General features: G+C 74.1%; 7 protein-coding genes. 2 read left to right on the top strand and 5 right to left on the bottom strand.

Annotation, left to right across the window (positions count from 1 at the left end):
- The first annotated feature begins 60 nt into the window (after positions 1 to 60).
- Entirely contained in the window at positions 61 to 1494 is a 1434-nt protein-coding gene (locus ABUL08_RS02730) for a pyridoxal-dependent decarboxylase (protein WP_350934180.1), read from the top strand.
- A 441-nt stretch (positions 1495 to 1935) separates the two neighbouring features.
- Here ABUL08_RS02730 and ABUL08_RS02725 read toward each other — a convergent pair whose 3' ends face one another.
- From ABUL08_RS02725 to ABUL08_RS02705, 5 genes are all read right to left on the bottom strand, one after another.
- Entirely contained in the window at positions 1936 to 2925 is a 990-nt protein-coding gene (locus ABUL08_RS02725) for a sulfite exporter TauE/SafE family protein (protein ID WP_350938457.1), read from the bottom strand.
- Positions 2926 to 3058: 133 nt separating this feature from the next.
- On the bottom strand, positions 3059 to 3529 hold the full coding sequence (locus tag ABUL08_RS02720) for an RrF2 family transcriptional regulator (RefSeq protein WP_350934178.1): 471 nt from the start codon (positions 3527 to 3529) through the stop codon (positions 3059 to 3061).
- A gap of 79 nt (positions 3530 to 3608) precedes the next feature.
- Positions 3609 to 4493: an acyl-CoA thioesterase gene (locus ABUL08_RS02715; protein WP_350934177.1), complete on the bottom strand. Its 885-nt coding sequence runs from the start codon at positions 4491 to 4493 to the stop codon at positions 3609 to 3611.
- 55 nt (positions 4494 to 4548) lie between these two features.
- Positions 4549 to 5997: a pyruvate kinase gene (gene pyk, locus ABUL08_RS02710; protein WP_350934174.1), complete on the bottom strand. Its 1449-nt coding sequence runs from the start codon at positions 5995 to 5997 to the stop codon at positions 4549 to 4551.
- Between the two features lie 257 nt (positions 5998 to 6254).
- Positions 6255 to 6620: a YciI family protein gene (locus tag ABUL08_RS02705; protein WP_350934173.1), complete on the bottom strand. Its 366-nt coding sequence runs from the start codon at positions 6618 to 6620 to the stop codon at positions 6255 to 6257.
- Between the two features lie 214 nt (positions 6621 to 6834).
- Here ABUL08_RS02705 and ABUL08_RS02700 point away from each other — a divergent pair, with 214 nt between their 5' ends.
- On the top strand, positions 6835 to 12651 hold the full coding sequence (locus ABUL08_RS02700; RefSeq protein WP_350934171.1) for a PAS domain S-box protein: 5817 nt from the start codon (positions 6835 to 6837) through the stop codon (positions 12649 to 12651).
- The last annotated feature ends 100 nt before the right edge of the window (positions 12652 to 12751 follow it).

Below are 12751 nucleotides of genomic sequence, written 5' to 3'. Positions count from 1 at the left end.
CTCGACACCCAACCGGCCCCTGCCCTTGATCCGCGCCCGGCCACCTGATCGACTCGGGGCATGGCTGAGCACATGGACCCGGAGGAGTTCCGGCGGGCCGGTTACGCGGTCGTCGACTGGATCGCCGACTACTGGACGACGCTCGGGCAGCGTCCGGTGACCTCCCAGGACCCGCCCGGCACGGTGGCCGCCGCCCTGTCGGCCGGCCCGACAGCGCACGGCGAGCCGATCGAGGCGGTGCTGGCCGACCTGGACCGGGTGGTCACGCCGGGGTTGACCCACTGGCAGCACCCGGGCTTCTTCGGCTACTTCCCGGCCAACACCTCCGGTCCGAGCGTGCTGGGCGACCTGGTCAGCGCCGGGCTCGGCGTGCAGGGCATGCTCTGGGCCACCGGCCCGGCCTGCACCGAGCTGGAGACGGTGATGCTGGACTGGTTGGCGGAGCTGCTGGACCTGCCGCAGCGGTTCCGCTCCACCGGTCGCGGTGGCGGGGTGATCCAGGATTCGGCGTCCTCGGCGACGCTGGTGGCGCTGCTGGTGGCGCTGCACCGGGCCAGCGGGGGCCGGTGGCGGGAGACCGGGGTGGACCGGCGCTACCGCGCGTACACCTCGACCCAGGGCCACTCGTCGATCGAGAAGGCGGCCCGGATCGCCGGGCTCGGCTCCGACGGGGTCCGCCCGGTCGAGGTGGACCCGCGGACCCAGGCGATGCGTCCGGAGGAGCTGCGCGCGGCGATCGAGGCGGACCGGGCCGCCGGCGTGGTGCCGGCGATCGTGGTGGCGACGGTCGGGACCACCTCCACCACCGCCATCGACCCGCTGCCCGAGATCGGTGCGATCTGCGCCGAGTACGGCATCTGGCTGCACGTCGACGCCGCGTACGCCGGAGCGGCCGCGGTCTGCCCGGAGCTGCGCTGGACGCACGACGGCCTGGAGCACGCCGACTCGTACTGCTTCGACCCGCACAAGTGGCTGCTCACCGGCTTCGACTGCGACGCCTTCTGGGTGGCCGACGCAGGGGAGCTGATCGAGGCGCTGACGGTGCTGCCGGAATACCTCCGCAACGCCGCCAGCGAGTCCGGCGCGGTGATCGACTACCGGGACTGGCAGGTGCCGTTGGGTCGGCGGTTCCGGGCGCTCAAGCTCTGGTTCGTGCTGCGCTGGTACGGCGTGGAGGGCCTACGGGCGCACATCCGCTCCGGGGTGGCCCTGGCCGACCGTTTCGCCGAGCGGATCGAGGCCGACGACCGGTTCGAGCTGACCGCCGCGCACCCGTTCTCGCTGGTCTGTTTCCGGCTGCGGGCGGCCGACGAGGTGAGCGCCGAGCTGCTGCGGCGGGTCAACGCCACCGGCCGGGTGCACCTGACGCACACCCGGGTCGACGGCCGGTACTCGCTCCGCCTCGCGGTCGGCTCCCCGCTGACCACCGAGAAGCACGTGGACGAGGCGTGGGACCTGCTCGCCGCGACCGCCACCGACGTGCTGACGGGCTGACGGGCTGACCGGCCCGGTGGCCGGGTTCGTCGCGCACCACCCGCGAGAGACTGCTGACAGCCCGTCACGCCGGGTGATATCCAGCGGAGGGCAGGGCCCGGCCCTTCTTCCCTTTGCTCTGCTGACACCCACGCAACACCAACCCTCCGTCACTTTTCGACGGAGATCGCCATCCGGCAATTTTCCTGTTCTCGCTGGTCGGTTCTGGTGTTGCGTCCGTGTCAGCAGAGCAAAGGCTGCGGCGTGCGACCGATCGCCCTACCGAGTACCGCACACTGCGTGACGTTACGGAAAGCGACCGGCCCGCTCGTACCCGGCGGCAGCGCAGGTGGGGGAAAGGCCCGGAGAAGGGTGGCCGGCTGAAGCCGGTGGGCCCGCGTCGCGGCCGTCAGGCAGACCGCCACGCCCGCCGGCCCGCCCGCTCGCCCGCCACGCCGACCGTCAGCCCTCGACGGCTGCGGCCAGCGGCCGGGGCTGCTCCGAGGCGGCAGACGTCGTCGCCCCGGCCGCGCCCGCGGCGGGCGCGGTGACGGTGTCGGTGGTCAGCAGCGCGGCCTCGGCGAGGGCCCGGGCCCGACGGGTACGGCGCAGCGCCCGCACCGCGAGGGCCACCGCGACCACCCAGCCGGCGGTGAGCAGGCCGTAGACCACGGCGGGCACCGCACCGTCGGCCTCACCGGCGCGCAGCAGGGTGCGGGCGTTGCTCAGCACGATGACGCCGCCGATGGTGGCGCCGAGCAGTTGGGCGGGGACGATCCGGACCAGCCAGGCGGCGATCGGGGCGGCCACCAGGCCGCCGATCAGCAGCGCCGCCACGGTGGGCAGCAGGAAGCCCTGGGAGCCCAGTCCGATCAGGAAGCCGATGCTGGCGGCGCCGGCCACCACGAACTCGGCGGTGTCCACCGAGCCGATCACCTTGCGCGGCTCCATCCGACCGGAGACCAGCAGCGCCGGGGTGGCGACCGGGCCCCAGCCACCGCCGCCGGTGGCGTCGACGAAGCCGGCGACCAGGCCGAGCGGGCCGAGGAAGCGGGCCCGCAGCGGGCCGGCCGCCCGGTTGGCGCGCAGCGGCCGGGAGAAGCGCACCAGCAGGTACGCGCCGAGGGTGAAGAGGATTCCGGCCATCCAGGGGGCGGCGGACTCGGTGGAGATCGAGCTGAGGAAGGTGGCCCCGGCGAACGCGCCGATCGCGCCCGGCACGGCGATCCGGCCGACCACCCGCCAGTCGACGTTGCCGAACCGCCAGTGCGAGAGCCCGGCGGCGAGCGTGGTGCCGATCTCCGCCAGGTGCACGGAGGCGGACGCGGCGGCCGGTGCCACCCCGGCGAAGAGCAGCAGGGTGGACGAGGTCAGCCCGTACGCCATGCCCAGCGCGCCGTCGACCAGCTGCGCGGCGAGCCCGACCAGAGCGAGGATCAGCAGCTTGCGCACGAGCGCCCCCTGTCTTTTCGGCATCTCCTATCAACTTGGTCGACAATGCGCCACGAAGCCGCTCCGGTCAAGTCCCCTATCCGGTTGGTGGGACGCGCCGGACGGCCCGGCGGGGTGCCGGAAAGGCGTCCGGTCAGCTCCAGGCGCGCGGGTCCGCCGCCAGCTCGTTGACCCGCAACGGCAGCGCGCCGGTGGCCACGTCACCGATGGTGACCAGCTCCAGGATCTCGCGCTCACTGGCGCGCAGCGCGATCCAGACGTCCTGCAGGGCCCGGGCGGCTCCCTGGTAGCCGAGCTGCTCCGGCCGCTGACCGCGAACGTGCGCCAACGGCCCGTCGATGACCCGGATCACCTCGGCCAGGGTGATCTCGCCGGCCGGCCGGGCCAGCCAGTAGCCGCCCTCCGGGCCGCGCTGGGCGTGCACGATGCCGCCCCGGCGCAGCTGGAGCAGGATGCTCTCCAGGAACTTCGGCGGAATGTCCTGCGCCCGGGCGATCTGCTCGGCGGTGACCGGCCGGCTGCGCCCGGTCGCCCCGCCGTCGGTGACCGAGGCGAGCTCGGCGGCCGCGCGGAGCGCGTAGTCGACCCGGGCGGAAAGACGCATGCCGGTCAGGTTAGTCCGCTGATCGGCCGGCCGGGTCGCCGCCCCTCGGCCGAACGGCCACGGAACGGCGACCCGCCGGTCAGGCGCCGACCCGGCGCAGCAGGCCCTCCTGCACGGCGCTGGCGATGTGCCGGCCGTCGGTGGTGAACATCCGACCGGTGGCCAGGCCGCGCCCGCCCGAGGCGGACGGGCTCCAGCAGTCGTAGAGGAACCACTCGTCGGCCCGGAACGGCCGGTGGAACCAGAGCGCGTGGTCGAGGCTCGCCCCCACCACTCCCCCGGGCCCCCAGACCTCGCCGTGCACCGACAGCACCGAGTCGAGCAGCGTCAGGTCCGAGGCGTACGTGAGGGCGCAGGCGTGCAGCAGCTGGTCGTCGGGGAGCTTGCCGTCGATGCGCATCCAGACCCGCTGCTGCGGTTCGGCCGGCCGGTCGCCGGGGCGTACCCAGCCGGGCTCGCCGACGTAGCGGACGTCCATCGGGCGGGGGATCTGTCCCCAGATGCCCAGCCGCTCGGGATAGCGGGCCAGCCGGTCGGTCATGGTCGGGACGTCCTCCGGGCCGGGCACGTCCGGTGGGGTGGGGGCCTGGTGGTCCAGCCCCTCCTCGTGCCGCTGGAAGGACGCCGACATGAAGAAGATCGGCTTGCCGTGCTGGAGCGCCACCGAACGGCGCACCGAGAACGACCGGCCGTCCCGGACGTTCTCCACCTCGTAGACGATCGGCTCGGCGGGGTCGCCGGGGCGGACGAAGTAGCCGTGCAGCGAGTGCACGAAGCGCTCCGGGTCGACGGTGCGCCCGGCGGCGACCAGCGCCTGGCCGGCGACCTGGCCGCCGTACACCCGCTGCGGACCGACCGGGGGGCTCATCCCCCGGAAGGTCATCTCGCCGGTGTGCTCCAGGTCGAGCACCTCCAGGAGCTGGTCCACCGCCGCCTGACCCGTGGCGACCCCGCCGTCCGTCACTGCACCGCCTCTGTTCGCGACTGCGGGGCTCGCAACCCCGGCTCACTCCTCGCACTCACTGCAACGCCCGGGCGGCGGCCGCGTCGACCAGCGAGCCGAGCTGGTGCACCCGGAGGGTGTTGGTGGAGCCCGGGGTGCCGGGCGGGCTGCCGGCGACGATGACCACGTAGTCGCCGGGGTTGGCCCGGTTGAGGCCGAGCAGCGCCTGGTCGACCTGGCGGAACATGTCGTCGGTGTGCTCGACGAACGGCATCAGGAAGGTCTCCACGCCCCAGCAGAGGGCGAGCTGGTTGCGCACCTCGGGAACCGGGGTGAAGGCCAGCAGCGGCAGGTCGCAGTGCAGCCGGGCGAGCCGCTTGACCGTGTCGCCGGTCTGCGAGAAGGCGACCATGGCCTTCGCGCCGATGGCCCGGGCGATCGAGGAGGCGGCGACGGTGAGGGCGCCGCCGTGCGTACGCGGGTCGTGCTGCAGCCGCGGCACGCCGATCGAGCCGGCCTCGGTGGTGGTGATGATCTTCGCCATGGTGCTGACGGTGAGCACCGGGTACTTGCCGACGCTGGTCTCGCCGGAGAGCATCACCGCGTCCGCGCCGTCGAGCACCGCGTTCGCCACGTCGGACGCCTCGGCGCGGGTCGGCCGGGAATTCTCGATCATGGAGTCGAGCATCTGGGTGGCCACGATGACCGGCTTGGCGTTCTCCCGGCACAGCTGCACGGCGCGCTTCTGCACCAGCGGCACCTGGTCGAGCGGCAGCTCCACGCCGAGGTCACCGCGGGCGACCATGACGCCGTCGAAGGAGAGCACGATCGCCTCGAGGTGGTCGACCGCCTCGGGCTTCTCGACCTTGGCCAGCACCGGCCGGCGGACACCCTCCTCGTCCATGATCGCGTGGACGAGCTTGATGTCGTCGGCCGAGCGGACGAAGGAGAGCGCGATCAGGTCGACCCCGAGGCCGAGGGCGAAGCGCAGGTCCTCGGCGTCCTTGTCGGACATCGCCGGGACGCTGACCGCCACGTTGGGCAGCGAGACGCCCTTGTTGTTGGAGACCGGGCCACCCTCGGTGACCAGGCAGCGGATGTCGTTGCCGGTGACGTCGCTGACCTCGACGGCGACCCGGCCGTCGTCGATCAGCAGCCGGTCACCCGGCTTCACCTCCTGCGGCAGCTTGCGGTAGGTGCAGGAGACGCGCTCCTTGGTGCCGATGATCTCGTCGCTGGTGATCACCACGGAGTCACCGGTACGCCACTCGTGCGGGCCGTCGGCGAACTTCCCGAGCCGGATCTTGGGGCCCTGCAGGTCGGCCAGGATGGCGACCGGGTGGCCGGCCGCGTCGGCGGCCTCGCGGACCAGTCGGTAGACCGACTCGTGATCGGCGTGGCTGCCGTGGCTGAAGTTGAGCCTCGCCACGTTCATACCCGCCTCGACGAGTCCCCGGATGCGCTCCGGGGACGAGGTGGCGGGGCCAAGAGTGCAGACGATCTTCGCGCGGCGTGTCACGCCCATCAGGCTAGTCTCTCCTCCGGGTCGGCCTGGCGGACGACCCCTTTCGGACTGCGGAACAATTGTCCAACGACGCGCGATTACCGCGCAGCGGGCGGACGGAACCGCACCGGAACGTCGTGTGTGGCGGGCATCGGCGACCGCGCGGCGGAAATCGTACCGCCCGGGCACCTGCTGCGCCGGAGTGCTCCCGGCGAGCGCCCCGTCCCGTCGATCGACCGGAGCGCGGAACGGGCCCGACGGGGCGGCGGAGGGGCCGGTCAGCTCTGCGTCTTGGCGAGCGGGAACTCCAGCGAGCCCGCCGGGCAGAGGAAGGTCAGCACGTCGACCCGGTAGAGCCCGGCCTGCACGGCCGGGTCGGCCTCCATCACGCTGCGTACGTCGTCCACCGAGCCGGTACGGGCCAGCCCGAATCCGATCGGCGGGTCGGGCTCCCGGGCCGGGCCGTCGACCGAGCCGTCGATCAGGATGATGCCGCGCCGCTGGAGGGCCTGCATGTGCTGGAGGTGTTCGGCCTGGAGCCGCTGGACCGTCTCCTCGGGCAGCGCCCGACCGGACGGCCCGGGATAGAGCACGATGCACTCGTACGTGTCGAGCGCGAAGTCGACCTGTGGCGTGCCCGTCATGAGGCCCCCTCCCGACGTACGCCCAGGGTCGCACGCGGGGCGGCGGCGCGTCGGCCGCTCGGCGCAACTGCCCCGAGCGCCGGCCCGGTCTTCGACGTGCCACGCCGTTCGTCCGCGCAGATCGGCGAGCACCAAGATCGAACCCGGCCGGGTCGGCTCGACGCTGGTACTTTTCCGGGTGGTGAGGAGAAGGTCGGCGAGCGGAGGTCCCAGCGTGAGCGAGGGCGCGTCCGCCGGCACTCCACCGGGCGACTCGCGGTGGCGGACCGTCTACGCCACCGGCGGGGAGATGGGCGCGGCGATCGCGGCGCACGACTGGTCCGCCACCCCCCTGGGCCCGATCGAGCAGTGGCCGTCGAGCCTGCGTACGGCGGTGATGATCTGCCTGCACTCCCGCTTCCCGATCCTGCTGTGGTGGGGCGACGAGTTGGTGATGCTGCACAACGACGCCTACCTGCCGATCCTCGGGGCGTCGAAGCGGGACGCGCTGGGTCGCCCGGGGGCGCAGGTGTGGCCCGAGGTCTGGGACGTCATCGGACCGATGCTCACCGACGTGCTGGCCGGGCGGGGTGCGACCTGGAACCAGGACCAGTTGCTGCTGCTGGACCGGAACGGCTTCATCGAGGAGTGCTACTTCACCTTCTCCTACAGCCCGATCGTCGACGAGTCGGGCACGCCGGGCGGGGTGTTCACCGCGGTCACCGAGACCACCGACGAGGTCGTCGGTGACCGGCGGCTGCGACTGCTCAGCGCCCTCGCCGCCGGGCTGGCCGACATCGCCGAGCCGGACGAGGTGGGACGACGGGCCGTCAAGATCATCAACGGTCATCCCGACGTGCCGTTCGTCCGGCTCGTCGTCACCGGGGCCGCGGGGCCCCGGCAGGTCGCCGGAACCGAGGACACCACGCCGGCCGGGGCCGAGGACTCCTGGCCGCTGGCCGAGGTGCTGGCCGCCGGCGAGACCCGCCTGGTGCCGGCCGACCCGACCCAGGACCCGGACCGCCCCGGCACGCCGATGGTGGCGCTGGTGCCCGTGCCGGAGCCCGGTGGCGCCGCCCCGACGGCCGTCCTCGTCGCCGGGCTGAACCCGCGTCGCCCGGTCGACGCCGACTACCGCTCCTTCGTGGAGCTGCTGGCCGGGCACATCGGCACCGCGCTGGCCGGGGCGACCGCCTACCAGGCGGAGCACCGGCGGGCCGAGGCGCTGGCCGACCTGGACGCCGCGAAGTCCGCCTTCTTCGCCAACGTCAGCCACGAGCTGCGCACCCCGCTCACCCTGATCGCCGGCCCGGTACGCGACGCGCTCACCGACCCGGCGCAGCCGCTGCCGGCGGCGCTGCGGCAGCGGCTCGAACTGGTCGACCGCAACGCGGCCCGGTTGCGCCGGCTGGTCGACAGCGTCCTGGACTTCACCCGGATCGAGGCGGGTCGGCTGTCGCCCGACCGGGTCGCGGTGGACGTCAGCCGGTTCACCCGGGACCTGGCCGCCTCCTTCGCCCCGGCCGTCGAGCGGGCCGGCCTCACCTTCGAGGTGGACTGCGACCGGCTGCCCCGCCCGGCGTACCTGGACCGGGTGATGTGGGAGAAGATCGTCCTCAACCTGCTCTCCAACGCCCTCAAGGCGACGGTGGCCGGGACGATCCGGTTGCGGCTGGCCGACGAGGACGGGCGGATCCGGCTCACCGTCTCCGACACCGGGGTGGGCATCCCCGCCGCCGAGGTTCCCCAGCTCTTCCAGCGGTTTCACCGGGTCGCCGGGCCGGCCGGGCGCTCCGCCGAGGGCACCGGGATCGGGCTGGCCCTGGTCCGCGAGCTGGTCACCCTGCACGACGGGGTGGTCGACGTGGCCAGCACCGAGGGGACGGGCAGCACCTTCACCGTCCGGATCCCGTACGGCGAGGGGGCCGACGGAACGCCACGCGCCCCGGTCACCGCCGTGCCGGTCACCGCCTCGGCGCTCGCCGGGGAGCTGACCGTTCCGGTCGACGACGACGGGCTGACCGGCCCGCCCGACGCCCCGCTGGTGCTGCTCGTCGATGACAACGCGGACCTGCGCTCGTACGTGTCGCAGTTGCTCGCCCCGCACTTCCGGGTCCGCTCCCTCGGCGACGGGCGGGCCGCCCTCGCCTCGATCGCCACCGAGCTGCCCGACCTGGTGCTGGCCGACGTGATGATGCCGCGCCTGGACGGCTTCGGCCTGCTCGCCGCGCTGCGCGCCGACCCGCGCACCACCGACCTGCCGGTGGTGCTGCTCTCGGCCCGGGCGGGCCCGGAGGCCGCGATGGAGGGGCTCGCCGCCGGTGCGGACGACTACCTGGTCAAGCCCTTCGCGGCGGGTGAGCTGCTGGCCCGGGTGCGGGCCAACCTGGACCGCGCCCGGGCCCGGCTGCGCCGGGGCGAGTGGGCCGCCCAGGTGGTGGAGTCGATCTCCGACGGGGTCTGGGTGGCCGACTCCGACGGCACGATCCTCCAGGTCGACGGAACGTTCGAGCGGCTCACCGGGTACGGCCAGGCGGGCGGCCCCTACCGGCCGCCCTACCCGTGGTGGCCCGACCCGGCGACCCACCCGCAGGAGCGGGCGCTGCTCGACCGGGCCCTGGTGCACCTGCTCGACGAGCACGTCGGCGGGTACGAGGTGCCGTTCCAGCACCCGGACGGCCGGCTGTACTGGGTGTCCGTCTCCGCGACCGAGGTGCCGGATCCGGAGAACGACCGGGTGCTGCTGGTCGGCACGGTCCGGGACGTGACCGCCGAGCACGAGGTGGCGCAGCGGCACCGGGCCGCCGCCGCCCTGGTCGACCGGCTGGGCGGGGCGACCGACGAGGCGGCGGTCCTCACGCTGACCGCGGACGCCCTCGGCCGGGCCTTCGACGGGACGGCCTGGCTGGCCCGGCGGGACGACGTCGGACCGGTGTACGGCGACGCCGGGCGGGTCGACGGGCTGGACCCGGCGGTGGCGGCCCGGCTGACCGGCGCGGAGCCCGACGGGCCGGCCCCGGATTCGGAGGTGCCGGGGGTCGGTGGCCGGCTCCGCACCGCCACCCGGGAGTGGACGTACTGGGTGCAGTTCCCCGCTCCCCGACCGGTCCGCGCGGACGAGCGGATGCTCGGCGGGCTGCTCACCGTGGCCGGCAGCCAGGCGTTGCAGCGGGTGGAGACGGTCGACGCGCAGGGCGTGACGGTGGCGGGGCTGCGCAACGCGGTCCGCGAGGCCACCGAACGGGAACGCGCGTGGCGGGCCGAGGCCGCCGCCCGGGTCGACCAGCAGCGCGCCGAGGAGTCGGCCCGGCGTACGGCGGCGGTGAGCCAGGCCCTGCTGGACAGCGCGCCGGTCGGCTTCGGGCTGGTCGACACCGAGCTGCGCTACCTGCTGGTGAATCCGGCGTTGGCGGCGATGAACCGGCTGCCCGCCGCCGACCACCTCGGCCTGCGGCCGAGCGAGTGCCTGCCGATGTACGAGCCACGGATAGAGGAGTTGATGCGCCGGGCGTTGGCGCAGGGGCCGATCGTCGGGGTGGAGTTCAGCGCCGACGCCGAGCCCCCGGCGACCGGCCGCCAGCACATGGTGGCCAGCTACTTCCCGATCCGGATCGCCGACACCGGGGAGCTGGTGGGGCTCGGGTTCACCGTCGTCGACGTCACCGAACGCACCCGGCTGCTGGAGGCGCTCGGCACCGAACGGGCCCGCTTCGAACGGCTCGCCGCCACCGACGTGCTGGCCGTCTTCGGCGGCGAGGACGAGCGGATCACCGAGGCGAACGAGGCGTTCCTGGCGATGCTCGGCTACACCGGCGAGGACCTGGCGCGGGGCCGGCTGGACTGGCCGGGGCTCACTCCCCCGGGCTGGGAGGAGGCGGACCGGCGGGCGCTCGCCGAGTTGGCGGAGACCGGCCGGGCCCGGACCTACGACAAGGAGTACCGGCACGCCGACGGGCGCCGGGTGCCGGTGCAGATCGGCGTGGTGGCCCTCCAGCGGCAGCCGCTGCGCTGGCTGGCGTACGCGATGGATCTGACCGCCGAACGGACCACCCAGGCCGAGCTGCGGCTCTTCCAGGCCCTGGTGGAGCGCTCCGGTGACTTCATCGCGGTCGCCGCCCCCGACGGACAGGCGGTCTATGTCAACCCGGCCGGCCGGGCGCTGGTCGGTCTCGACGGGACCGACGGCGTGGACGGCCTGGCGTTGGTGGACTTCGCCGCCCCGGACGCCCGCGACGTGTGGCGCAACCAGCTGATCCCGGCCGCGCTGAGCCGGGGCCACCACCGGGCGGAGAGCCGGCTGGTCCGCCTCGACACCGGCGAGCAGGTGGAGGTCGACCACCAGACGTTCACGGTGACCACCGGCGACGACCGGCACACCACCGCCTTCGTGGCGACGGTGGCCCGGGACATCAGTGACCGGCAGCGGACGCTGCGGCAGGCGGAGGCGCTGGGGCGGCTGGCCGGTGGGCTCAGCTCGGCGCGCGGCCGGGCGGCCATCGTCGACGCGGTGACCACGCTCGCGCCGGCGGTGGTGGACGCCGCCGTGCTGCGGGTGGCGATCGCCGCGCCGGGCGCGACCGTGCTGGAGGTGGCCGGCGGTGACGCGCCCGCCGGTGAGCTGCCGATGGACGCCGACGAGCCGCTGGCCCGGGCGGTCCGTGACAACGCCGTGCTGCCGCTCGGCGGGGACGACGGCACCACCGGCGTCTGCCTGCCGCTGCGCTACGGCGACGGCGGCGCGCTCGGCGCGCTGGAGGTGTGCTGGGACCGGCCGGTCACCGACGACGAGGCGCTGCGCAGTCTGCTGGACGCGGTGGCGGGGCTCTGCAGCCAGGCCCTGCAGCGGGCCGAGCTGACCGGGTCGGCGCAGGCGATGGCCGACTTCGCCGCCCGGTTGAGCGTGGCCCGGTCCACGATGGAGGCGATCGACGTCATCCTCACCGCCGCGCCGGTCTCGCTCGGCGCGGCCCTGCCGGGGCTGGCGATGCGGGACGAGGGGCGCCGGGTCCGGCTCTGGTACAACGGCGAGGTGCCCGACGGGCTGGCCGCCACCTTCAACGACCTGACCGTCGACGACCCGCGGCCGGTGGCCCGGGCGCTGCGCAACGGGGAGCGGATCATCCTGCGCAACCGGGCCGACTTCGCCGCCCGGTTCCCGGGCCTGCCCGACCCGGTCGGCGCGCACGGCATGGTGACCACGGTGGCACTGCCGTTGTTCGACGCGCAGCGGCAGCCGATCGCGGCGCTGGGCTTCGGATGGCGGCGGGAGCGACCGTTGCGCGAGGGCGACCTGGCGCTGCTGGACACCATCGCCGACCTGTGCGAGCAGACCCTGGAGCGGGTCCGGCTGGCCGCCGCCGAGCACAACCTGGTGACCCGGCTGGCCGGGCGGCTGCGCAGTTCGGCCCTGACCACCCCGAGCGGGCTGGAGATCGCCACCCGCTACCAGCCGGCGATGAGCGGCCTGCACCTGGGCGGCGACTGGTACGACCTGGTCGGGCTCGGCGACGACCGGCTCGCCGTGGTGCTCGGTGACGTGGTCGGGCACCGGGTGGAGGCGGCGGCCGACATGGCGCAGCTGCGGACCATGCTCAACACGCTGATCCGGCTGGGCGTGCCGCTGACGGAGGTCTTCGTCCGGCTGACCGAGCTGCTCGGTTTCGGCTTCCTGGGCACCTGCGTGGTGCTGGTGGTCGATCCGGCGGCCGGCGTGGTGCACGTGGCCCGGGCCGGTCACCCGCATCCGGTGCTGCTGCGCCCGGGCGGGGTGCCGGAGACGGTCACCACCGTGAACGCGATGCCGTTGGGGATGGTGACGGAGCCGATGACGGTCACCACGATGCCGTTCGGCCCGGGTGACCTGCTGGTGGCGTACACGGACGGGCTGGTGGAGCGGCGCGACCGGGAGTACGACGAGGGGGTGGCGGCGCTGCACCGGGTGCTGGTCGGGGTGCGCGACGAGCCGGTCGAGGCGATCGCCGACGCGCTGCTGCGCGACCTCTCCGGCTCGGAGGACGACCAGGCGCTGGTGGTGCTGCGGCACGTCGGCTGAGGATGTCCCCACTCACAATCCGGTGGGTGACGTTGAAGGCGGCGATCCTGGGGAAATGCACCGGGTCGGTGACTAGATTTGCCGCAGACGACGACGCACA

It is taken from the genome of Micromonospora sp. CCTCC AA 2012012, assembly GCF_040499845.1.
In the GTDB taxonomy this organism is placed as follows: Bacteria; Actinomycetota; Actinomycetes; order Mycobacteriales; family Micromonosporaceae; genus Micromonospora; species Micromonospora mangrovi.
Note: the sequence above shows the minus strand (reverse complement) of the source record. Positions and strands in the feature narration are given on the sequence as shown.

Bases quoted from the DNA above. Each gene is read 5' to 3' on its own strand.
- ABUL08_RS02730 (WP_350934180.1), top strand. From the start codon at position 61: ATGGCTGAGCACATGGACCCGGAGGAGTTCCGGCGGGCCGGTTACGCG.
- ABUL08_RS02705 (WP_350934173.1), bottom strand. From the start codon at position 6,620: ATGACGGGCACGCCACAGGTCGACTTCGCGCTCGACACGTACGAGTGC.
- ABUL08_RS02720 (WP_350934178.1), bottom strand. From the start codon at position 3,529: ATGCGTCTTTCCGCCCGGGTCGACTACGCGCTCCGCGCGGCCGCCGAG.
- pyk (WP_350934174.1), bottom strand. From the start codon at position 5,997: ATGGGCGTGACACGCCGCGCGAAGATCGTCTGCACTCTTGGCCCCGCC.